This is a genomic window from Amycolatopsis sp. CA-126428 (genome assembly GCF_002904335.1).
Lineage (GTDB): Bacteria > Actinomycetota > Actinomycetes > Mycobacteriales > Pseudonocardiaceae > Amycolatopsis.
This window is the reverse complement of the sequence record NZ_PPHF01000016.1, coordinates 70,368-92,618: the sequence shown is the minus strand read 5'-3', so window position 1 is coordinate 92,618 and position 22,251 is coordinate 70,368. Positions and strand designations below refer to the sequence as shown.

The window sequence follows — 22,251 nt, the reverse complement described above, 5'->3', positions numbered from 1 at the left end:
GCCCCCGTGCCCGAAGCCTTCCTCCTCGACGCGGTCCGCACCCCCGTCGGCCGGCGCGGCGGCGCACTGTCCGGGTGGCACCCGGCCGACCTCGGCGCGCACGTCATCAAGGCCGCCGTCGCGCGCGCCGGCGTCGATCCGGACCTGGTCGACGACGTCATCCTCGGCTGCACCGACACCCTGGGCCCGCAGTCGGGCAACATCGCGCGCACCGCGTGGCTCGCCGCCGGGTTCGGCGACCACGTGCCCGGCGTGACGATCGACCGGCAGTGCGGGTCGAGCCAGCAGGCCGTGCACTTCGCCGCGCAGGCCGTCATGTCCGGCACCCAGGACCTGGTGCTGGCCGGGGGCGTGCAGAACATGAGCCGCATCCCGATCAGCGCGGCGATGCTGGCCGGGCGCGAGTACGGCTTCGACGACCCGTTCTCCGGTTCGAAGGGCTGGCAGGAGCGCTACGGCAGCGCCGAGGTGTCGCAGTTCCGCAGCGCCGACATGATCGCCGAGCACTGGGACATCAGCCGCGAGGCCATGGAGGAATACGCGCTGCGCAGCCACCGGCGAGCGCTGGCCGCGATCGACGAAGGCCGGTTCGACGCCGAGATCGCCCCGGTCGACGGCTTCCGCCACGACGAAGGCCCACGCCGGGACACGTCACTGGAGCGGATGCGCGGCTTGAAGTCGTTGAGCGAGGGTTCACGGCTGACGGCGGCGGTGGCCAGCCAGATCTCCGACGGCGCGAGCGCGGCCATCCTGGCGTCGGAGACGTTCGTCAAGGACCACGGCCTGACACCGCGGGCCCGCATCCACCACCTGTCGGTGCGCGCCGCGGACCCGGTGTGGATGCTGACCGGCCCGATCCCGGCGACCGCGCACGCGCTGCGCAACGCCGGGCTGAAGATCGAGGACATCGACCTGTTCGAGGTCAACGAGGCCTTCGCGAGCGTCGTCCTGGCCTGGCTGGACGAAACCGGCGCGGACCCCGGCCGGGTCAACGTGAACGGGGGCGGGATCGCCCTCGGCCACCCGATCGGGGCCACCGGCACCAAGCTCCTCGCCACGCTCCTGCACGAGCTGGAGCGCCGAGGCGGACGCTACGGCCTGCAGACGATGTGCGAAGGCGGCGGCACCGCCAACGTCACCATCATCGAGCGGCTGTCGTGAGTGGTAATGAGGGTTAGAACCCTCATTACCACTCACGACCACTTGCGCCGATGATCAGCCGAGGGTGCGCAGCTTCGGCAGCACGTCCTCGGAGAACTGGGCCAGGAAGCGTTCCTGGTCGTGGCCCGGGCCGTGGAAGACGAGGTGGTTGAGGCCCGCGTCGAGGTAGGGCTTGATCTGCGCCACGGCCTCGTCCGGGTCCGACGCCACGATCCACCGCTTGGCGACCTGCTCGATCGGCAGCTCGTCGGCCAGCCGTTCCATCTCCTCGGCCGAGGACACCGTGTGCTTCTGCTCCGCCGACAGCGAAAGCGGCGCCCAGAACCGCGTGTTTTCCAGCGCCTTCTCGTGGTCGCGGTCATACGACAGCTTGATCTCGATCGTCCGGTCGACGTCCTCGACGGTCTTTTCGGCCGCCTCCGCGCCTTCCTTGACCGCCGGCATCAGCTTGTCGGTGTAGAGCTCCATGCCCTTGCCGGACGTGCAGATGAACCCGTCCCCCGCCCGGCCCGCGTACTTGGCGACGACCGGGCCACCGGCGGCGATGTACACCGGCACCGGCTGCTCCGGCCGGTCGTAGATCTTGGCGTCCACCAGCTGGTAGTAGTCGCCCTTGAAGTTGACGTTGTCGCTGGTCCACAGCTCCCGGATCAACTTGATCGACTCGCGCAGCCGGGCGAAACGCTCCTTGAACTCCGGCCACTCCCGCCCCGACACCGCGATCTCGTTCAGCGCCTCGCCGGTGCCGACCCCGAGGATGACGCGGCCGTTCGACAGCAGCGCCATCGTCGCGAACGCCTGGGCGATCACCGCCGGGTTGTACCGGAACGTCGGGGTCAGCACGCTCGTGCCGATCTGCACCCGCTTCGTCCGCTCGGCCACCGCCGGCATCCACGCCAGCGCCCACGGAGCGTGGCCGCCTTCGTGCCGCCACGGCAGGAAGTGATCGGACACCCACACCGAATCAAGACCGACCTCTTCGGCGCGGACGGCGTACTCGACCAAGTCCCTCGGCCCGAACTGCTCCGCCGAAGCCTTGTATCCGACCTTCAACACCGCTCTCTCATCCTCCCGTTCGCCGGCCGAGCCGCCGCAGGATCTCACCCGCCTCGGCCACTGCGCCTTCGACGATCTGCGCCACCGTGGGCAGGTCGTGGATCATGCCCACCACCTGTCCCGACGCTAGCACTCCGGCGTCCGTCCGGCCTTCGACCAGCCCCGCCCGCAGCAGCATCGGGGTGTTGGCCGCCATGACCAGCTGGCTCCACGTCAGATCGTTGCCGTGCTTCATCGCCAGGCCTTCTTTGACCATGGCAACCGGGGACAGTCCGGTGATATTCCGGAACCGCAGCGCGTTGCGGGCCGCTTGCGCCAGGCCGCGGATCCGGCCGGTGCGTTCGAGCCGCTCGACGAGGTCGGTGCGCAGCACCCGGTGCGGGAGGCCGTCGACACGCTTGGTGACGACGGTCCCGGTGAGGCCCTGCTCGAGGTAGAGGCGCTTGACTTCGCCGGGGACCGTGCTCTCCTCGCTCAGCAGGAACCGGGTGCCCATCGCGACGCCGGCCGCGCCGTAGGCGAGCGCGGCGGCGAGCCCGCGGCCGTCGAAGAAGCCGCCGGCGGCGACGACCGGGATGTCGACGGTGTCCAGGACCGAGGGCAGCAGCAGGGTGGTGGCCACGCCCCCGGTGTGCCCGCCGCCTTCGCCGCCCTGGACGATGACGGCGTCCGCCCCCCAGGCGGCGACCTTCTCGGCGTGCCGGGCGGCACCGACCGACGGGATGACGACGATCCCGTGGTCCCGCAGTTTCGCGATCATCTCCTTCCGCGGGGCGAGCGCGAACGAAGCGACCTTCACGCCTTCGCGGATCAGCAGGTCGACGCGTTCGCCGGCGTCGGCCGCGTCGGCGCGGAGGTTCACGCCGAACGGCTTCTCCGTCCGCTTCTTGACCTCGGCGATCGCCGCTTCCAGCTCGCCGTACGTCATCGTGGCCGACGCCAGGATGCCCAGCGCCCCGGCTTCCGCGGTGGCCGAAACCAGCCGGGGGCCGGCGACCCAGCCCATCCCGGTCTGGACGATCGGGTGCTCGACCCCCACCAGCCGGGTCAGGGCCGTCTTCACGCCGGGACTTCCTTGTCCCGCAGGCTCTTCGGGTCCAGCACTTCCCGGATCAGGCGCAGCTCTTCCGCGGTGGGCTCCCGGCTCGTCTCCACTGTGGACAGATCGACCGCGAAGGTGGTCGTGGCGGTGACCTCGTCAGGGGTGACGCCCGGGTGCAGCGACACCGCCCGCATCGCGTGGTCGGGCGTGGCGAAGTCGAACACACCCAGGTTCGAAACGACCCGGTGCACGTCGTGGTACTTCTCGGCCGACGGCCCCGCCTTCGCGGCACTGTCGTATCCCACGCCCGACACCACGTCGACCGCATCCACGAACACGCGGGTGGAGTGGCGGGGCACCCAGTAGCTGGTGCGGTGGTTGACGGTGTTGCCCGGCGCGCCCCGCACTCCGAGCAGCTGCTTCTTCGGGCGGGCGTGGTCGCCGATGGCGGAGATGTTCTGGTTGCCGTACCGGTCGATCTGGTTCGCGCCCATCACGACGTGCCGGCGCCCGTGCGGCACGATCGTGTCCAGCATCCGGCGGAAGGGCTGCCAGCCTTCGACGACGCCGCCGGTCGTCATCAGGTACGCCTCGCCGTCGGACATCAGCAGGTCCGGCTCGAACGTCAGCCGCGCGAGCTTCGCGCCGAGCTGCGGGATGAAGCCCATCGGGCTGGCCACGATCTCGCCGTCGCCGCGGAACAGCTCGGCCACCGCCACCACGGCGATCTCGGCCCGGGTCACGTTCATGCCGCCTCCGCCTCGAACTTGTCCACTTCGGACAGATACTGCTCGTCGCCGCCGGAGAGGAACCGGTCCACGAAGCCCGGCCAGGCGTCGAGGTCCTTGGCGCAGGCCGCGTAATGGCGCTGGAACCGCTCGTCCCGGCCGTAGTCGGGCACCGCCGTGGTGAAGTGCGCTCCGCGCGGCGCCGCCACGACGCCGTCGACGGCACCGCGGGTCAGCAGCAGCGACTGCACCGACCCGCCCGCGGTCAGCTCGGCCGTCTCCACCACCTTTTCCACCGACACGAAGCACCTGTCCGCGGCCAAGGCGAACAGGTCGTCGAAGTAGGGGTCGGGGCCGAGGTACTGGGCGTTGCCCCGGGCGTCGGCCCGGTTGAGGTGCACGAGCGCGACATCGAGCCGCTGCGCGGGCACGGCGACGAGCTCTTCGGCGTCGTCGTAGGGCGAGCGCACGGTGCGCAGACCGGGGTTGGCGCGCATGACTTCGGAGCCGAGCCCGGCGCGGGTCGGCAGGAACGGCAGCCGCTGCATCGCCGCCGACAGCGCGGTGCCGAACATGCCCTCGTCGTACTCGGTGACCTCGATCGCGCCGGTCTCGCGGGCGCGGCCGAACCACGGGTCGTACGGGATCGAATCCAGGGTGACGAACCCGAACACGACCCGCTTCACCTTGCCCGCGGCGCAGAGCAGGCCGACGTCCGGGCCGCCGTAGGAGACGACGGTCAGGTCCTTGACCGGGGTGCGCAGGATCGCCCGCACGAGCGCCATCGGCTTGCGCCGGGAACCCCAGCCGCCGATCCCGATGGTCATGCCGTCCTTCAGCTCGGCCGCCACCTCGTCGGCGGTCGTGCGCTTATCGGCCATTCAAGAACTCCTCGCGGGCTTCGTCGGACGCGCCGAGCAGGTTCAGTTCGAAGGTGAAGCCCTGCTCGAAGCGGTAGCTGCGGTGCACCTGCTGGGTGTCGATGCCGTTCAGGGCCTCCTTCGCCGCCCGGATCACCCGCGGGTCCTTCTTCGCGATGTCCCGGGCGACGTCGAGGGCGGCCTCGTCCAGCTCCGCGCGCGGCACGACCCGGTACACCGAGCCGTGGGCGAGCAGTTCGGCCGCGGTGATCTTGCGGGCGGTGAAGTACAGCGTGCGCATCAGGTGCTGCGGCACCAGCCGCGCCAGGTGCGTCGCCGCGCCGAGCGCGCCGCGCTCGACTTCCGGGACCCCGAAGGTCGCGTCGTCCGAAGCGATGATCACGTCGGCGTTGCCGACCAGGCCGATCCCGCCGCCCAGGCAGAAGCCGTGCACCGCCGCCACCACCGGCACCGCGCAGTCGTAGACCGCGCCGAAAGCCGCGTAGCACCCTCGATTGGCGCCGACCAGGGCGTCGTAACCGGCGCTGCGCTGGATCTCCTTGATGTCGACCCCGGCATTGAAGCCGCGACCTTCCGCACGGAGGATCACGACGTGCACTCCCGCGTCGCGACCCGCCTGCGTGAGGGCGTCGGCGAGGTCGAACCAGGCCCGCACGGGCAGGGCGTTCACCGGCGGGAAGTCGACCGTGACGACCTCGACGTGGCCGTCACGCTTGGTCAGGATCCCCATCAGCTCGCTCCGTAGACGGGTTCGGGCTCGGGCGCCTGCTCGAGCAGTTCTTTGACGACCGGACCGAGTTCGGCCGGGTCCCACCGCTCGCCCTTGTCCACGGCCGGGCCGTGCCGCCACGCCTGCGCCAGGGAAACCTTCCCGCCCTCGACCTCGAAGACCCGGCCGGTGACGTGCCCGGACTCCGCGCTGCCCAGCCACACGACCAGCGGCGAAACGTTCTCCGGCGCCATCGCGTCGAAACCTTCGTCCGGACGCGCCATCGACGCGAACACCGCTTCGGTCATCCGGGTCCGCGCGGCCGGCGCGATCGCGTTCACCGTCACCCCGTACCGCGCCAGCTCGGCCGCCGCCACCACGGTCAGCCCGGCGATCCCCGCCTTCGCCGCCGAGTAGTTGCCCTGCCCGACGCTGCCGAGGAGCCCCGCGCCCGAACTGGTGTTGATCACGCGCGCGCTCGGCGTCCGCCCGGCCTTCGCCTCGGCCCGCCAATGGTCCGCGGCGTGCCGCAACGGCGCGAAATGCCCCTTCAGGTGCACCCGGACCACCGCGTCCCACTCGTCCTCGGCGAGGTTCACCAGCATCCGGTCCCGGACGAACCCGGCGTTGTTGACCAGCACGTCCAAGCGGCTGAAGTTCGCCAGCGCGGCGCCGATCAGCTCGCGGGCCCCGGCCCAGTCGGCCACGTCCGAGGTGTCGGCCACCGCCTTCCCGCCGAGTGCCGCGATCTCGGCGACGACCCCGGCGGCCGCGTCCCCGTCGACGTCGTTCACCACCACCGGCGCGCCCTCGGCCGCGAACGCCAGCGCGTGCGCCCGTCCGATGCCCCGGCCGGCGCCGGTCACCACGACCACGCGGTCCTGGCACAACCCGCTCACGAATCCTCCCGATGGTTGACGTCGGCCGCGGCGAGGAACGCCGGGACCTCACCCCCGCCGTGCACGCGCAAGGTCGCGCCGGACACGTAGGAAGCCAGGCCGGAGGCCAGGAACGCGGCGCAGTGCCCGATTTCGGCCGGCTCGGCGAGCCGGCCGAGCGGGACGGTCTTCCCGACCGCCTCGACCGCCGCTTCACTGCCGTAGTGCAGGTGCGCCTGCTCGGTCCGCACCATCCCGACGTCCAGGGCGTTCACGCGCACCTTCGGCGCCCACTCGACCGCCAGGCTCGCGGTCAGGTTGTCCAGCCCGGCCTTCGCGGCGCCGTAGGCCGCCGTTCCGGGCGACGGGCGCGTGCCGCTCACGCTGGAGATCATCACGATGGAACCGCCGGCGTCCTGGCGCTGCATCACCGCGTTGGCGTGCTGCGCGACCAGCAGCGGGGCCAGCAGGTTCAGCCGCACGATCTTCTCGTGCAGCCTCGGCGACGCCTCCGCGGCCGGCACGTACGGCGCCCCGCCGGCGTTGTTCACCACCACGTCCAGGCGGCCGTGCCGCTCGACGATCCCCTCGACCAGGGCGGCCACCTGCGTCTCGTCGCGGACGTCGCACGCGGCGAACTCCGCCTCGGTGGGTGCCTCCCGCCGGGCGCAGACCACGACCCGGGCCCCGTGGGCGAGGAACACGTCGGCGATCCCCCGGCCCACGCCGCGGACGCCCCCGGTGACCAGGACCACCGTCCCGGCCAAGCCCAGCTCCGTTTTCACCGGCGCACCACCTTCCGTCCCCAAAACTAGAACATGTTCTCGCTGGGGACAAGGTCGGGAGCCGAGCCGGGAAGCCGCCTACTCGTCGGGAGAGGAGAACTCGTTCCGGGTGACCCGCAGGCCCGACGCGCGCAGCGCGGCCTGCATGGCGAACCGCGCGTCCGGGTCGTCGAGGCGCTCCCCGAAGGCCTGCTTGAGCTGACGCACGCGGTAGCGGACGGTCTGCGGGTGCACCGAAAGGTCGACCGCGATCTTCTCGGAGTTGCCGCCGTTCTGCAGCCAGGACAGCAGGGTCTCGCCCAGCCGGCGGCGGGTCCGCTCCGGGAACTGCCCGAGCGGGGCCAGCTCCTGCCGGGCGACCTGCTCGGCCAGCGGCGAGTCCGACAGCAGCCACAGGTCCGTCAGGTGGTCGGTGCACCAGGTCACGGGCGCGTCCGGGAGCGCGCCGTCCGCCACCAGCCGCAGCGCGGTGCGCGCCCAGCGCAGGGAGTGCGCCGCCGCGCCGAGGTCCGTCGGCGGCCCGACCGCGACCCGGGTGCCGAGCCGCGTCAGGGTCCGCGCGTCGACCGGGGCGGGCACCAGCAGGTGCGGCTGCGGGGAGTCGAGGTCGGCGAGGACGTCGGAGCCCCAGGAGGTGCTCACCGTCGTCTCGGCGGCCACCGCCGCCACCTCGCGAGGCACCGGCCAGCCCGCCGCCGACGCGAGTTCGGCGAGGACCGCGTCCGGGATCGCACCGGGGCCGGTCAGCAGCCGCAGCAGCCGCCGCCGCAGGCCCGCCCGGGTGCCCTCGAGTTCCGCCCACGCCTCGCGGTGCCCCCGGCTCGACATCCGGGCGAGCTCGTCCGCGTAGCCGAACAGCATCTCGGCCAGCTGCGCCATGACCGCGGAGGACAGCCGGTGCCGCCGGCCCAGCCGCATGATCCAGCGCCAGCCGACCCGGGTGCCCACCCGGTAGGCCGCCTGCAGGTCGTCGAGGGTGCGGCCTTCGCGGGCCTCGCCCGCGCCGAGCCGGCGGCACGTCTCGTACAGCCGGTCGCGCGAGGCCTGTGGATCCTCGACGAGGTCGACGAAGAGCGCGACGGCGCACTCGACGCCGTGCCGGGTCTTGCGGCCGTAGGTCCCGTCGCCCGGCCGGGCGTAGATGGGGACGGCCCGCAGCACCTCCCGGACGATTCCCTCCACCAGCGCCGGAAGCGCCGGACGCATCAGCGCGGCGAGCTCTTTGCGCCGGAGAACCTCGTCGCCGGCGTCCCGGGGAGCGGGGACGGGTTGACGGGCACTGTCGCGGGACACCAGGGTTCCTCCACCGGGGGACGGCGATCGCAACTCTTTCGGGGGTCCGGGTGGCGGACCCCGGCCCGGGGCGAAGCCCCGGATCTCACGGAGCGTGCTTTACCGGACAGTAAAGCAAGGAGCCGTTACAGTACACCTCCATGAGCCGGCAGAGTCCTCCTGATCGATCCAGCGCTCGCCGCAGCCCGGCCGCCCGGCCCACCGACGACGAGCTGCTCGACGCCGCCCGCGCGGTGTTCGCCGAGCGGGGGTACGCCCAGGCCACCATGGGCCTGATCGCGGACCGCGCCGACTCCACCAAGCCCACCCTCTACGCGCATTTCGGCGACAAGGCGGCCCTGTTCCGCACCACCGTCCGGCGCGAGGTCGCCGCGTTGCGGGCCTGGGTGATCAGCGCGTACGAAACGGCGAACAACCGCCCCCTGGAGGAGCGCGTCCGGCTGTCGGTGATGGCCATGTTCGCCTACGCCGGCGCCCACCCGGAGAGTTTCCGGCTGCTGTTCGACTCGGCCGTCGACGAGATGTCGAACGAGCGCCGCGCGCTCGCCGATTCCATCGCCACCCACGTGGTCGGCCAGGTCCGGGACCACCTGCTCGCCCACGGGCGCCCGGTCGGCCCCGGCGCGGACCTGCTCGGGGCGATGATGGTCGGCCTGGTCGGGCGGGCCGCGATGCACGTGTCCCACTCCCCCGGGCTCGACCCGATCGCCGCGGGCGAGCTGGCCACCGGGTTCGTGATGGCCGCGCTGCGCGGGCTGGACCCCGCGCTTTTGGAGCGCCTCGACGCCCCGCACCCGGCCGGGCAGTGCGCCATCTGAGCGTCCACACCGGACCTTTTGTCACCGGCTGAACAATTCCCGGCGCACCGGGAAATCACCTCTTGCCGGGTTCGGCAACCACTGCGACGCTGCGATCACCGCAAGCGCCGCATGCATTTCCGTCCCCCAACGGAAAGCGCTTGCCGACCCCTTTTCCCACAACGAGGTGTGATCAGCCATGATTCGCGTCCCCCAGAAACGCCTGCTTTCCGCCGCCGCCGCGGTGGGCTTCGCCGTCGCCGGGCTCACCGTGGCCGCCGCGCCGGTCGCTTCGGCGGCGCCGTGCACCGACATCGACGTCCCGGTGGCTCGCGGCACGGGCGAACCCGGCACGCTGGGTCTCATCGTCGGCGACCCGGTCTTCTCGGCCGTGCAGAGCCGGCTGCGCCCGCGGTCGGTGAGCAGCTACCGCGTCGACTACCCGGCCGACCTCGGCGAACCGGCTTCGGTGCAGCGCGGCAACACCGACCTGGTCAACCACGTGCGGTCGCAGGCCGCGGCCTGCCCGTCCCAGCGGTTCGTCCTCGTCGGCTACTCCCAGGGCGCCAACGTCGTCGACAACTCGATCGGCATCAGCAGCGACGGCGCCGTCGTCGGCGGCCCGATCGCCGCCACCATCCCCGCGGACCTGGCGCCGCGGATCGCGGCCATCGTGTTGTTCGGCAACCCGATCCGCGCGATCGGCCGTTCGGTCACCGGCACCTACCAGAGCCGCACCAAGGACTACTGCGCCCTCGGCGACCCGATCTGCCAGTTCGGCGGCACCAACATCCTGGCCCACCTCAGCTACGGCAACCAGGCCGGCGACGCGGCCGGGTTCGTCGCGGGCAAGGTCTGATTCCACGAAATACCCGGGAAGGCCACCTCGGATTTGCGAGGCGGCCTTCCCGGATTTCCTCAGCAGTTCGAAGGGGCCGTTTCGCCGTTGAACCGTTTCACGATCCACTGGTGCGCGTCGGCGTTGCCGGCCAGGATTCCGGTGGCGTGTTCGGCGAGGTAGGTGGTCCACTGCTCCCGCACCCCGGCCGCGCAGTACGCCCGGTGCAGCGCCTCCGCCTGCGGGGTGTTGACGATCTCGTCGGTGCTCGCGTGGTACTGGAACACCGGCACCCGCGGCGGGTGGGCGCCGAGCTTGTTCTGCGCCAGCCGCGCCTGCCACTGCGGTGTCCCCAGGGGGTTCGACGTCGTGAAGTCGCTGATCTTCTTGAAGGAGTAGTTCAGCAGCAGTTCCGCCGTGCACGCGTTCTTCTTCGCGTCGGCCAGCTGCTCGCGACCGGTGTCGTTGAGGAAGGAATCCAGCCTCAGCTCCGGGTACGCGGCATCGAGCCCGACCGCGGCGAAGGCCAGGAACCCGAAGCCGAGGTAGCCGTCGAGGCCCTTCGCGACTTCGGTCAGGTCGGCCGGCACCCCGCCCGCGACGACGCCGACGGCGTTCAGTTCGGGGGCGTAGGTGGGCTGTTTCTCCCCGGCCCACATCGATCCACCGCCGCCCTGCGAGTAGCCCTGGAAGATCACCTTGGCGCCCCGGGAAAGCCGGGTGGCCGGCAGGTCCTGCGCCGCCCGCACCGAGTCGATCACCGCGGGCCCCATGGACTGCCCGGTGATGTAGGTGGGCACGGTTGCCGGCGAGTAGCCCTCGTAGTCGGTCACCGCGACCGCGTAGCCGCTGGAGAGCGAGTCGTTGATGGCGGGCTGGTCGTACAGCGTGCCGCGTTCCATCGCCTTGGACGCCGTGCACTTGAACGCCGGGCCCTGCGTGCCGACCGCGTAGCCGACGATCGGCGCCTTGGCCGGGTCCACGCCCTTCGGCACGAGGATCGTCCCGGTGACCGCGTTCCGGTTCCCCAGCGCGTTGGTCGACAGGTACATGACCTGCCAGGCGTCGGCGTTGAGCGCGTTCAGCAGCGGCACCGCCGGACGCCACCGGATGACGTCACCCGGTTTCCCGGCCGGCAGTGGCGACGGCGGGGTGTAGAAGGAGTCGTCGAACGGTCCGGGCAGCAGGGGTGCCGCGCCGGCGGGCGGGCTCGCGGCCGCGACGCCCAGCGCCACCAGGCAGCAGGTCAGGAGCGCCGAAAGCACGGCGCGACATCGGGCATGCTTCACCACAACCTCCATCGGGGAAAGGGAATGCGCTCAGGCCGGGAGGCCGAGTGCGCCGGCCAGGACCGGCCAGGACTGGTGCAGGGCCCGCTGCCAGTACGGCCAGCTGTGGGTGCCGGCCCCGTAGTAGTCGACGGTCACCGGGATGCCGGCGGTCCGCAGGCGGTCGGTGAAGCTGCGGGACGACATCTCCGCCGTCGACTCCAGGAAGTCCGCCTGGTTCGGCGGATCGAGCGGCCCGGTCTGCCCGTTGCCGCAGGAGACGTAGAGCGCGGTGCCGCGCAGCTGGTCGACGTGGTCGTAGGGGTTGTTCGCCGACCAGATCGCCGGCAGGCCGAACGCGTCGCCCCAGAGGTTGAGGTAGTTGTAGACCCCGGCACGCGCCAGGATGCCGATGATCCAGACCGGCAGCCCCGGGTAGAGCGTGTTCGGCACCCCGCTGTAGGACGCGGCCGCGCCGAACATCCCCGGGTGCTTGAACGCGTACGCCATCGCGCCGTACCCGCCGATCGACAGCCCGGCGACCGCGCGGCGCGTGCCGCCGCGGTAGCCGCGCTCGACGATCTGGCGCACTTCGGCGGTGTGGAAGGTGTCCCAGTCGGGGGTGTTCCAGAGGCCGAAGTTCCACCACTTCGTGTACATCCCCGCCGCCCCGTCGGTCGGCATCACGACCAGGGCGTCCTTGGCCGCGGTGAACGCCTTGACGTCGGTGAACTGGTCCCACGAGCGGTAGTCGACCGGCTCGCAGCAGCCGTGCAGCAGGTACAGCACGGGCCAGGTCCGGGTGGGCTGCGCGGCCCAGCCGGACGGCACGATCAGCCGCACCATGCCGGTGGTGCCCAGGGCCGGCGAGCTGATCTGCAGGTCGACGGTCCGGGCGTCCACCCAGGTCTCCTGGACGACCTTCGCGCCGTCGTCGGCCACGGCCGGGCTCGCCTGGGCGGGCGCCACGCCGGCACCGGCGATCAGGAGGACGACGGACAGCGCCAGCAAGGCGATCCGCTTCATGTGGACTCCTCAGAGGGGGATGTTCCCGTGTTTCCGGGCCGGCAGGCTCTGGCGTTTGGTGCGCAGCATCCGCAGGGCCCGCGCCACCTGGAGGCGGGTCTGCGACGGCGTGACGACTTGATCGACGTACCCGCGCTCGGCGGCCAGGTACGGGCCGCCGTGGCGCTTGCGGTACTCGTCGGTGAACCGGCGGCGGGCGGCGTCCCGCTCCTCGGGCGGCAGGGCGGCCAGCTCGCGCCGGTAGAGCACCTGCACCGCGCCTTCGGCGCCCATCACCGCGATCTCGGCGGTGGGCCAGGCCAGCACGACGTCGGCGCCGAGGTGCTTGGAGCCCATCACCGCGTAGCCGCCGCCGTAGGCCTTGCGGACCACCACGGTCACCTTCGGCACGGTCGCCTCGGAATAGGCGTAGATCAGCTTGGCGCCGCGGCGGATGATCCCGCCGCGTTCCTGCTCGGTGCCCGGCAGGTAGCCGGGCACGTCGGCCAGGGTCAGCAGCGGGATCGAGAAGGCGTCGCAGAAGCGCACGAACCGCGCGGCCTTCTCCGACGCGTCGATGTCGAGCACGCCGGCCTGGTGCCGCGGCTGGTTCGCCACGACGCCGACCGTGTGGCCCTGCACCCGCGCGAAGGCGCAGATCATGTTGGGGGCGAAGGCGCTGTGCACTTCGGTGAACTCACCGTCGTCGACCAGCCGGAGGATCAGCTCGGCCATGTCGTAGGTCTGGTGCGGCGAGTCGGGCACCAGCCGGTCGAGCTCGAGGTCGGCGGCGGTGAGCCCGGGGCTGGTTTCGTCGGCGTACGCGGGCCCGGGGTCGAGGTTGTTCGCGGGCAGGTACCCGAGCAGCGTCTGCACCCAGTCGACGGCGTCCTGTTCGTCGGCGGCCCGGTGGTGGGCGTTGCCGGCGACCTCGCTCTGCACGGCGGCCCCGCCGAGTTCCTGCGCGGTGACGCGCTCACCGGTGACGGCGTGCACGACGTCCGGGCCGGTGACGAACATGTGCGAGGTGTCGTCGACCATCACGGTGAAGTCGGTGATGGCCGGCGCGTAGACCGCGCCGCCGGCGCACGGGCCCATGATCATCGAGATCTGCGGGACGACCCCGGACGCGTGGGCGTTGCGGCGGCCGAGTTCGGCGTAGTACGCCAGCGAGACGACGCCTTCCTGGATCCGGGCGCCGCCGGAGTCGTTGATCCCGACGACCGGGCAGCCGATGGTCATGGCCAGGTCCATCAGTTTGAGGACCTTTTCCCCGGAGACCTCGCCGAGACTGCCGCCGAAGACGCTGAAATCCTGCGAGAACACGCAGATCTGGCGGCCGTCGACGGTGCCGTGCCCGGTGACGACACCGTCACCCCACGGCCGGTTCGCGTCCATCCCGAACTCCGCGCACCGGTGCCGCGCGAACTGGTCGACCTCCACGAAGGACCCGGGGTCCAGCAGCAGCCCGATCCGTTCGCGCGCGGTCAGCTTCCCCTTGGCGTGCTGCCGGTCGACGGCCCGCTTTTCGGCGATCCGCACGGCTTCGTCCTGCCGGGCGGCGAGATCGGCGATCCGGAAGGCGGTGGTCGGGGTCAGCTCGTCCATCACCGCACCACCGCCCCGAGCCGTTCGGCCAGCACGGCCACGTGCGGCGGATCGATCATCGACACGTGATCGCCGGGCACCCGCACGACTTCGAGGGCGCCGCAGTGGGCGTCCCAGCCGAGGGCGTCGTCGGTGCGCAGGTACCGCGGGTCCAGCGCGGTGGTGAGCGGGTGCGGGTCCTGAGCGCGCAGCAGGACCACCCGGCCGTCATAGCGCTCCGGCGTGTACCGCTCGGCCACCCGCGCGTCCACATAGGACTCGTACTGGTGCTTGAGGACGCCGGTACCCATGTCCGGCACCTGCTCGGCGAGCTTGGCCATGACCCAGCGGATCTGCGCGTCCTCGTCCAGCCGCGCCAGCTCTTCGCGGGGAACGTCGAAGGGCACGCCGTAGGTCCGCGAGATGTGGCCGGCGAACCGGTCGAAGCGGTCGAGCAGTGCGTCGGCCGCGGTGCCCGAGGCGGGCAGCGGCAGGATGGTGTCGATGAGGAAGACGAGTTCGGCGTTCTTCAGGTGACGTGCGGTCTCGTAGGCGAGACAGCCGCCGAACGACCAGCCACCCAGCCGATAGGGGCCGGCGGGCTGGATGTCCCGGATCAGCTCGGCGTACCGGGCGGCTTTGCCTTCGACGGTGTGCTGTTCGTCGAGGCGTTCGAACGCGTGGACCGGCGGGCCTTCGGGGAGCAGCCGGGCGAGTTCGCGGTAGACGCTCGCGGTGCCGCCGGCCGGGTGGAAGAGGAAGACGGGCGGCCCGGTAACGCCATCGCGCAGCAGCCGCACGGGGCCGCCACCGTGCCCTTCGAGCTCGGCCCGCAGGAGATCGGCCATCCCGGCGACGGTGGGGGTGGCGAAGAGCCGGTCATGGCCGGGGACGGCGGTGAGGTGCTCGGCGAAGATCGCCCGCAGCTGCTGAGCCTGCGCGAGGTCGCCGCCGAAGTGCTCGTGGACGCTGGGTTCGGCGCCGAGGACGGTCTGCCAGTGCCGGGCCACCCAGCGTTCGGCGGGATCCCGCGGCCCGGTGACGGCTGGTGCAGCAGGGTTTGCGCGGCCGGGGAGGTGGCGGGGACCGGCATCCGTCGGCGTAGCGGGTCCGGCGAGGTCCTGGGGACCGACATCCGCCAGCGCAGCAGGTCCGGCCGAGTCCGCCAACCCGGCGCCCACTGGCGCCCCAGGCCCGAAACCCGCCTGCTCGGCCAAATTCCCGGCAAGCTCCGCCAAACTCGCCCCTCGCAGCAGCAGCGGAATCGGCAACGGCAGCCCGAAGTCCCGTTCGACCGCACCGCGCGCCCGCATCGCCGACAGCGAATCCAGCCCCAGCCGGGTGAGCGGTACCGTCCGGTCGATCTCCGGCAACCCCAGCAGGTCCGCGACCAGCCCCGCCAAGTGGGAAGCGATCGCCGCGTGGGCGGCCTCCGGTGAGGAGCCGCGCAGCGCGTCCAAACCGTCCCATGTGGACGATGCGGCCCGCGGTCCGAACAGCGTGAAGAACGGCCGCTCCCCCAGCCGGGGAAAGAGCTCCAGCACGGTCCCCGGGGCCACCCGCGCCACACCGGTCGCCGCGCGGTCGCGGGCCAGCAGGAAGTCCAGCGCCGACAACGCTTCCTCGGTGCCGAGCGGCTCGAGCACCGGGTTGGCCAAACCGGCCGCCGCGCCCACCTCGCCCCACGCGCCCCAGCCGATCGTCGCGGCCGGGAGGCCCTGGGCGCGGCGCCACGCGACCAGCGCGTCGGCCCACGCGTTCGCCGTCGCGTACGCGGCCTGGCCCGGCGATCCGAACAGCGCGGCCGCCGACGAGTACACCAGCCACCAGTCGAGGTCGTGGCCGGCCGTCGCTTCGTGCAGCCGCCACGCGCCCAGCGCCTTCGGCCGCCAGACGGCTTCGAGCGCGTCGGCGTCGAGGCTGATCGCGGCGCCGTCGGCCAGGACGCCGGCGGCATGCAGCACCCCGCGAAGCGGCACGCCCCCTTCGACGGCCACCGCGACCAGGGTCTCGGCCGTGCCCGGGGCCGCGATGTCGCCCGGCACCACCCGGATGTCGACGCCCAGTCCGCCGAGCCCGGGGTCGGCGGCGTGCCGGCTGTTCAGCACCAGCCGCGTCGCGCCCCGCGCGGCCAGCCACTTCGCCGCGGCCAGTCCCAGGCCGCCGAGGCCGCCGGTGACGATGTACGCGCCGTCGCGGACCGGCTCGCGGACCGGGTCACCGACGGCGGGCCGGATCAGGCGCCGCGTGTACCGCACGCCGCCGCGCCAGGCGATTTCGTCGTCCGGGCCGTCCGCGCGGATCTCGTCCCGCAGCCGATCCGCTCCGCCGTCGACCTGGCTCACCCGCAGCTCGGGGTGCTCGAAGGCCAGCACGCGCACGAGTCCGCGCAGCGCGGCCATTTCGGGATCGCCCCGCTCGCCGGGCTCGACGGCGTGCGCTCCGGCGCTCACCAGCCACAACCTGGGCGCCACGGGCAGTTCGGCCAGTTCGGCGACGACGCCGGCCAGCGTCTCGACCAGCTTCGCCCCGCGCGCCGGATCGGGCTCGGCCGAGCCGCCGAGCAGGGCGACGACGGCGGTCGGTTCTCCGTCGCGCAGCAGTTTCGCCAGCTCGGGCCGGTCGCCGAGGCGGGCGGTCCGGACGTCCTCGCCGTCCTCGCCGTCGAACGCCCGGTTGTCGTCCGACAGCACGATCCAGCGGTGCGCCCGCCGTGGCCCGCGGGGGCGCCCCCCGTTTTCCACACTACCGGCCGGCACCGACAATTCCGGTGCGACGGGCAGCGGCGCCGGCTGCCAGGCCGCCTCGAACAGCAGCCGCGTCAGGGCCGCGTCGCGGTAGGGGCGGCAGTAGACGTCGCGGAATTCGACCAGGACGACGTCGCCGGCGTCGACGAGCTGGACGCTGCCGAGCACGCCGTCGCCGGACTCCCGCAGGACGGCGTCCACCCGCACGCCCCGGCGCGGGTCGCCGGCGACCACCACCTCGGCCACGCTGAGCGGCAGGTAGAGGGCGTCCGCGTCGCCGACGGCCGCGGCCAGCGCGTGCAGGCAGGCGTCGGCGAGCGCCGGGTGCAGCACGTAGGCGGGATGGTCGGCTTCCGGCTGCGCGATCGACGCCGACGCGCGGCCGGGCGCGGCCGTCACCCGGCGCAGGCCGCGGAAGGCCGGGCCGTAGGACTGCCCCAGCTCGGCCAGCGCCCGGTAGACGTCGACCGGCTCCCCGGCGGTTTCCCCGAACGGTGCCGACGGTGTGCCGCCGGTGCCGATCCGGGCGGTGGCGTGCCGGACCCACCGCCCGGATCTCGTGTGGACACTCAGCTCGGTGCCGCGGAGCGTCGTGGTCACTTCGGTGTGGTCGCCGAGCGGCAGGACTTCCCGCAGTTCGAGGTCGTGGACGCGGCCACCCGGACCGGCGGCGGCGAGCGCGAGTTCGAGGAAACCGGTGGCCGGGAACACCGGGACGTCCCGGACGGTGTGGCCGGCCAGCCACGGCACCGCGGCGACGCCGATGTCGCCCCGCCACAGGTGGCCGCCGCCGGGGTCTTCGATGTGCACGCCGAGCAGCGGATGCGTCCCGCCGGTGCGGACGGTCCGGCGCGGCCAGAAGCATTCGTGCCGCCAGACCGGGCCGGGCAGCTCGACCGGCGGCGTCGGCGGCCGGGCGGCCAGCAGGCCGGACCATCCGAGCAGGTGCAGCCGGGCGAGGCTGGTCAGGAACGCCGTCCGCTCGTCGATCCGGCGGCTCGCCGAGGGCAGGCCGAGGCCGCCGGACTGCTCGATCGCGGCCAGCGCGACGGGGTGCGGTGAGATCTCGACGAAGACGGTGTGCCCGTCGGCGGTGGCCGCGGCCAGCGCCTGGCTGAACCGCACGGGCCGGCGCAGGTTCGCCGCCCAGTACTCGACGTCGAAGGCGGGCGGCTCGTCGTGGACGCTGCTGTAGCAAGGGATTCCGGGCGTGGCCGGGGTCAGTCCCGCGACCGCGGCGCGGAACGGGCCGAGCAGCGGCTCGACGGCGGCGGAGTGCCCGGCACCCCCGACGGGCAGCCGTTTCGCGAGCCGGCCCAGGTGTTCGGCGTGCGCGACCACGGCCTCGACGCGGTCCGCGGCCCCGCTGATGGTGCACTGGGTCGGCGAGGCGTACACGGCGATGGTGACGTCGGGGAATTCCGCGAGTTCGGCCGGCGAAAGTTCGACGAGGGCCATCGCCCCGCCCCCGCGTTCGTCGAGTTCGGCGAGTAGCCGCGCCCGGGCGGCCATGACCCGCAGGCCATCGGCGACATCGAGCGCCCCGGCCACGACGGCGGCGGCGACCTCGCCCATGGAATGCCCGAGCACGGCGGCGGGAGTCACCGCGTGCGCCCGCCAGAGAGCGGCCAAGGCGAGTTGCACGCCGAACAGCGCGAGCTGGGTCGCGGCGAGGTCGGGAAGCTCGTGTTCGAGGGCTTCGCGCAGCGAGAACCCGGCTTCGGCCCGGAAGACGGGGTCGAGCGCCTCGATTTCGGCCCGGAAGGCCGGTTCGGAGCGCAGCAGCAGACGGCCCATGCCGGACCACTGCGAGCCGTAGCCGGAAAAGACGAAGACGACACCCCGCTCACCGGCCGCGCCCGGGCCACCGGACAAGCCACCGCCCGCGCCGACCGACCCACCCGCACCACCAGCCGCACCGCCCGGGCCACCGGCCCCGCCCGTGATTCCGCGCCCTTCGGCCAGGCCCCGCAGCGCTTCGACAACGTCAGCCCGGCTCTCACCGACCACCGCCCCGCGCACCGGCAGCTGCTCCCGCCGGTGCGCCAGCGTCGAGGCGACCGCGTCGAGCGGCACCGCACTGCCTGCCAGCCACTCCGCCAGCTCACCCGCCCGTGCCCGCAGCACCTCCGCCGACCGCGCCGAAAGCGCGAACACCTGCGGCCCACCGTCCCCGGCCCGGGGCGGAAAGGCCGCCGCCGGCCACTCCTCGACCACGACGTGCGCGTTCGTCCCGCCGAAGCCGAACGCCGACACCCCGGCCCGCGCCGTTCCCGCATAGCGCGGCCAGTCCGTCCCCGACGCCACCACCCGCAACCCGGTGAAGTCGATGTGCGGGTTCGGCTCGCGGAAGTGCAGGCTCGGCGGCAGCCGCCGGTGCGTCATCGCCAGCACCACCTTCACCAGCCCGGTGATGCCGGCCGCGCCTTCGAGGTGGCCCAGGTTGCTCTTCACCGACCCCAGCAGCAGCGGACGCCCCGGCGAACGCCCCGCCCCGAGCACCGCCGCCAGCGCACCCGCCTCCAGCGGATCGCCCAGCGGCGTGCCGGTCCCGTGCGCCTCGACGTAGTCCACAGAGGACGGATCGACGCCGGCCGTGGCGTACGCGTCGCGCAGCAACGCCGCCTGGGCGTCCGGGTTGGGCGCCGTCAGGCCGTTGGACCGGCCGTCGGAGTTCACCGCGCTGCCGCGGATCAGCGCCAGCACGCGATCGCCGGCCCGCCGCGCCGCGCGCAGCGTCTTCAGCACGACCACGCCGCAGCCTTCGCCGCGGGCGATCCCGTCGGCGCCGGCGTCGAACGGCTTGCAGCGGCCGTCCGCGGCCAGCACCCCCGCCCGGTGAAAACCGGCGGTGATGCCCGGCGAGAGCAGGACGTTCACCCCGGCGGCGAGCGCGGTCTCGCTCTCGCCACGGCGCAGGCTCTGCACCGCCTGGTGCACCGCGACCAGCGACGACGAGCATGCGGTGTCCAGGGTGAGGCTGGGCCCGCGCAGGTCGAGCAGGTACGACAGCCGGTTAGCCGCGATGCTCGCCGCCGCGCCGGTCCCGGACCAGACGTCGACGCCGGCGACGTCGGTCATCGTCAGCGAGCCGTACTCTGTGGCCGACAGCCCGACGAACACCCCGGTCCGGCTGCCGCGCAGCGTGGCCGGCGGGATCCCCGCGTGCTCCAGCGCCGCCCAGACGACCTCGAGGAGGATGCGCTGCTGCGGGTCCATCGCCTCGGCTTCCCGCGGGGTGATGCCGAAGAACGCCGCGTCGAAGCCGGCGACGTCGTCGAGGAACCCGCCGCGCGACGGCACGCCGGCGAGGTCTTCCACCGGGGCGAACGTCTCCCAGCGGCCCTCGGGCACGTCACCGATGCCGTCGCCGCCGGAGTCGAGGAAGCGCCAGAACGCTTCCGGGGATTCGATCCCGCCGGGCAGCCGGCAGCCGAGGCCGACGACCGCGATCGGCTCGCTGTCCTCCGGGAGCGGCACGTACGCCACCTCGGAATCCACAGTGGACAGGTGGTCGGCGATCTCGGTGATCGTCGGGTACTGCCACACCAGGGTCGGCGACAGCGGGCGTCCGGTGAACGCGCCCAGGTCGGCCGCCAGGCTCGCCGCGTCCCTCGAGGACAGTCCGGTTTCGTGCAGCGGCCGGTCGACGTCCACGTCACCGAGGCGCGCGAGCAGCCAGGCGCGGATCGCCGCGGCGTCCGGCGCGCTCATCCGAGCCGCCGGGCGGTGAACGCACCGTCCAGATAGGACTGTCGGCAGCGGGCCCGGCTGATCTTGCCGCTGGAGGTGCGGGGCACCTCGCCCGGCGCCAGGAAGACGACGTCGTGCAGGCGCAGCCCGTGCCCGGCCGAAACCGCCGCCCGGATGGCCGCGGCCGCCTCGGTGACGTCGGCTTCGGTGTCCTTCGCCCGTTCCAGGACGACGACCGCGGCTTCCCCGTCGTCGCCGTCGATCGCGAAGGCCGCGGCCGAGTGCGGCCGGACGGCCCGGTTTTCCTCGGCGGTCTGCTCGATGTCCTGCGGGTAGTGGTTGCGGCCGTCGACGACGACCAGGTCCTTCAGCCGGCCCGTCACGAACAGCTCGCCGTCGAACACCACACCGAGGTCGCCGGTGGCCAGCCAGCCCGCACCGGTGTCCGGATCGAGCGGGGGCAGGCCGAAGGTGGCCGCCGACGCTTCGGCCCGGCCCCAGTAGCCGCGGCCGACGTTCGGGCCGCTGACCCGGATTTCGCCGACCTCGCCCGGCCCGGCGGGCTCCCCGGTCACCCGGTCGGCGATCCGCACCCGCTGGCCGACCGGCCGGCCGCACGAGACGAGCGTCGTGGCCGCCGCACCCGCAGCGGCCGGCACGGCGGACCCGGCGGCGAGCCGGGCCCGGTCGAACGTGACCTGCCGGGGCGGTTTTCCCGCGTCCGTCACGGAAACCAGCACGGTGGCCTCGGCCAGGCCGTAGGACGAGCGGTGCACCTCCGGCCGCAGCCCGCAGCCGGCGAAGGCGTCGTGGAACTTGGCGATCGTGGCCGGCAGCACCGGTTCGGCACCGTTGATCAGCGAGACGACCCGGCTCAGCTCGAGGTAGAGCTTCTCGTCCTCGGTGACGCGGGAAGCGCAGTAGGCGTAGGCGAAGTTGGGGGCCGCGCTGATCGCGCCGGGACTGGCCGAGAGGGCGCGCAGCCAGCGCGCGGGCCGTTCGAGGAACGCCAGCGGGTCCATCAGGACCGCCTCCAGCCCGCCGGCCATCGGCGCGCCGATGCCGAGGATCAGGCCCATGTCGTGGAACAGCGGCAGCCAGCTGACCGTCGACGTGGTCCCGCTCTCGGCGCCGTAGGCGGCGCATGCTTGACGCGCGTTGGCGAGCACGTTCCGGTGGGTCAGCACGACCCCGGCGGGCGAACGCGTCGAGCCGGACGTGTACTGCAGGTACGCCGGGGCGTCGGGATCGGGCTCGGGCCAGTCGCGCGGCCCGGACTCGACCGGCGGCACGGCGTCGACGTCCACCACCGCCGGGTCGACCGCGCAACCGGCGAGGAACCGGGTGACCGCCTCGCCCTCCCCGGCGGTGGTCAGCACGACCCGCGGGCCGCAGTCGGCGAGCGCCGCGGCCAGCCGGCCCGCGTGCCCGGGCAGGCCGGGCGTGAACAGCGGCACGGCGACCAGACCCGCCCGCAGCGCACCGAGGAACGCGACGACGTAGCCGGCGGATTGCCCGGCCAGCACCGCCGCCCGCTCCCCCGGACCGGCCACTTCGGACAGCCGGGCCGCGACCGCCTCGACCCGCTGGTCGAGCTCGCGCCAGGTGAGCGTGACCGCCCGGCCGTCGCCGCCGTCGCGGTGGTCGAGGTGGGTCACGGCGATCCGGTCGCCGAGGCGGCGCGCCCAGTGACCCAGCAGGGTCGCGAAGGACTCGCCGCCGTCGACGGGCGCACCGGTGACGGGAACCGGCCGGGAAATGGTTTCCATGCATCCTCGCAGAG

The 22,251-nt window shown here is 73.0% G+C and carries 16 protein-coding genes; 3 read left to right on the top strand and 13 right to left on the bottom strand.

Translation table 11 applies throughout. The features are described from left to right. Positions 1–6 precede the first annotated feature (6 nt). Positions 7–1,161 (top strand): acetyl-CoA C-acetyltransferase, encoded by a 1,155-nt coding sequence (locus tag C2L58_RS03790; RefSeq protein ID WP_103335861.1) that lies wholly within the window; start codon positions 7–9, stop codon positions 1,159–1,161. Positions 1,162–1,215: 54 nt separating this feature from the next. Here C2L58_RS03790 and fgd read toward each other — a convergent pair whose 3' ends face one another. From fgd to C2L58_RS03750, 8 genes are all read right to left on the bottom strand, one after another. Further along, positions 1,216–2,217 carry a glucose-6-phosphate dehydrogenase (coenzyme-F420) gene (fgd, locus tag C2L58_RS03785; protein ID WP_103335860.1) on the bottom strand — a complete coding sequence of 334 codons (1,002 nt, stop codon included), beginning with the start codon at positions 2,215–2,217 and terminating at the stop codon, positions 1,216–1,218. Between the two features lie 7 nt (positions 2,218–2,224). Continuing rightward, complete coding sequence (locus tag C2L58_RS03780) at positions 2,225–3,280, bottom strand: NAD(P)H-dependent flavin oxidoreductase (protein ID WP_103335858.1); 1,056 nt, start codon at positions 3,278–3,280, stop codon at positions 2,225–2,227. Beyond that, positions 3,277–4,008 (bottom strand): CoA-transferase subunit beta, encoded by a 732-nt coding sequence (locus tag C2L58_RS03775; protein ID WP_103335857.1) that lies wholly within the window; start codon positions 4,006–4,008, stop codon positions 3,277–3,279. The genes C2L58_RS03780 and C2L58_RS03775 overlap by 4 nt, the downstream gene beginning before the upstream one ends. Next, on the bottom strand, positions 4,005–4,868 hold the full coding sequence (locus tag C2L58_RS03770; protein ID WP_103335855.1) for a CoA transferase subunit A: 864 nt from the start codon (positions 4,866–4,868) through the stop codon (positions 4,005–4,007). The genes C2L58_RS03775 and C2L58_RS03770 overlap by 4 nt, the downstream gene beginning before the upstream one ends. Continuing rightward, on the bottom strand, positions 4,858–5,598 hold the full coding sequence (locus tag C2L58_RS03765; RefSeq protein WP_103335854.1) for an enoyl-CoA hydratase family protein: 741 nt from the start codon (positions 5,596–5,598) through the stop codon (positions 4,858–4,860). The genes C2L58_RS03770 and C2L58_RS03765 overlap by 11 nt, the downstream gene beginning before the upstream one ends. Further along, entirely contained in the window at positions 5,598–6,476 is an 879-nt protein-coding gene (locus tag C2L58_RS03760) for an SDR family oxidoreductase (protein ID WP_103335852.1), read from the bottom strand. Before C2L58_RS03760 ends, C2L58_RS03765 begins: the two co-directional genes overlap by 1 nt. After that, complete coding sequence (locus tag C2L58_RS03755) at positions 6,473–7,240, bottom strand: SDR family oxidoreductase (protein WP_103335850.1); 768 nt, start codon at positions 7,238–7,240, stop codon at positions 6,473–6,475. The genes C2L58_RS03760 and C2L58_RS03755 overlap by 4 nt, the downstream gene beginning before the upstream one ends. A 78-nt stretch (positions 7,241–7,318) precedes the next feature. Continuing rightward, a complete protein-coding gene (locus tag C2L58_RS03750) occupies positions 7,319–8,533 on the bottom strand; it encodes a PucR family transcriptional regulator (RefSeq protein WP_233225533.1) in 1,215 nt (404 codons plus the stop codon). 140 nt (positions 8,534–8,673) lie between these two features. Between C2L58_RS03750 and C2L58_RS03745 the strand changes: the two genes are divergently transcribed. Both C2L58_RS03745 and C2L58_RS03740 read left to right on the top strand, forming a co-directional pair. After that, positions 8,674–9,351, top strand: a complete 678-nt coding sequence (locus C2L58_RS03745) for a TetR/AcrR family transcriptional regulator (protein ID WP_103335849.1) — start codon at positions 8,674–8,676, stop codon at positions 9,349–9,351. A gap of 178 nt (positions 9,352–9,529) precedes the next feature. Continuing rightward, positions 9,530–10,189: a cutinase family protein gene (locus C2L58_RS03740; protein ID WP_103335847.1), complete on the top strand. Its 660-nt coding sequence runs from the start codon at positions 9,530–9,532 to the stop codon at positions 10,187–10,189. Between the two features lie 59 nt (positions 10,190–10,248). On the opposite strand, the gene C2L58_RS03735 is transcribed toward C2L58_RS03740, so the two are convergent. Genes C2L58_RS03735 through C2L58_RS03715 form a run of 5 tightly spaced genes read right to left on the bottom strand, consistent with a single transcriptional unit; the run spans position 10,249 to position 22,237 of the window. Continuing rightward, positions 10,249–11,433, bottom strand: coding sequence for a lipase family protein (locus C2L58_RS03735; protein ID WP_199191088.1), 1,185 nt, complete (start codon positions 11,431–11,433; stop codon positions 10,249–10,251). Between the two features lie 54 nt (positions 11,434–11,487). After that, positions 11,488–12,462 carry an alpha/beta hydrolase gene (locus tag C2L58_RS03730; protein ID WP_103335843.1) on the bottom strand — a complete coding sequence of 325 codons (975 nt, stop codon included), beginning with the start codon at positions 12,460–12,462 and terminating at the stop codon, positions 11,488–11,490. A 9-nt stretch (positions 12,463–12,471) separates the two neighbouring features. Further along, complete coding sequence (locus tag C2L58_RS03725) at positions 12,472–14,049, bottom strand: acyl-CoA carboxylase subunit beta (protein ID WP_103335842.1); 1,578 nt, start codon at positions 14,047–14,049, stop codon at positions 12,472–12,474. Beyond that, a complete protein-coding gene (locus C2L58_RS03720) occupies positions 14,049–20,489 on the bottom strand; it encodes a type I polyketide synthase (protein WP_103335840.1) in 6,441 nt (2,146 codons plus the stop codon). The genes C2L58_RS03725 and C2L58_RS03720 overlap by 1 nt, the downstream gene beginning before the upstream one ends. Next, positions 20,486–22,237, bottom strand: a complete 1,752-nt coding sequence (locus tag C2L58_RS03715) for a fatty acyl-AMP ligase (RefSeq protein ID WP_103335838.1) — start codon at positions 22,235–22,237, stop codon at positions 20,486–20,488. Before C2L58_RS03715 ends, C2L58_RS03720 begins: the two co-directional genes overlap by 4 nt. Positions 22,238–22,251 lie beyond the last annotated feature (14 nt).

Bases quoted from the DNA above. Each gene is read 5' to 3' on its own strand.
- C2L58_RS03730 (WP_103335843.1), bottom strand. From the start codon at position 12,462: ATGAAGCGGATCGCCTTGCTGGCGCTGTCCGTCGTCCTCCTGATCGCC.
- C2L58_RS03740 (WP_103335847.1), top strand. From the start codon at position 9,530: ATGATTCGCGTCCCCCAGAAACGCCTGCTTTCCGCCGCCGCCGCGGTG.
- C2L58_RS03745 (WP_103335849.1), top strand. From the start codon at position 8,674: ATGAGCCGGCAGAGTCCTCCTGATCGATCCAGCGCTCGCCGCAGCCCG.
- C2L58_RS03770 (WP_103335855.1), bottom strand. From the start codon at position 4,868: ATGGCCGATAAGCGCACGACCGCCGACGAGGTGGCGGCCGAGCTGAAG.
- C2L58_RS03725 (WP_103335842.1), bottom strand. From the start codon at position 14,049: ATGGACGAGCTGACCCCGACCACCGCCTTCCGGATCGCCGATCTCGCC.
- C2L58_RS03715 (WP_103335838.1), bottom strand. From the start codon at position 22,237: ATGGAAACCATTTCCCGGCCGGTTCCCGTCACCGGTGCGCCCGTCGAC.
- C2L58_RS03720 (WP_103335840.1), bottom strand. From the start codon at position 20,489: ATGAGCGCGCCGGACGCCGCGGCGATCCGCGCCTGGCTGCTCGCGCGC.
- C2L58_RS03765 (WP_103335854.1), bottom strand. From the start codon at position 5,598: ATGGGGATCCTGACCAAGCGTGACGGCCACGTCGAGGTCGTCACGGTC.
- C2L58_RS03775 (WP_103335857.1), bottom strand. From the start codon at position 4,008: ATGAACGTGACCCGGGCCGAGATCGCCGTGGTGGCGGTGGCCGAGCTG.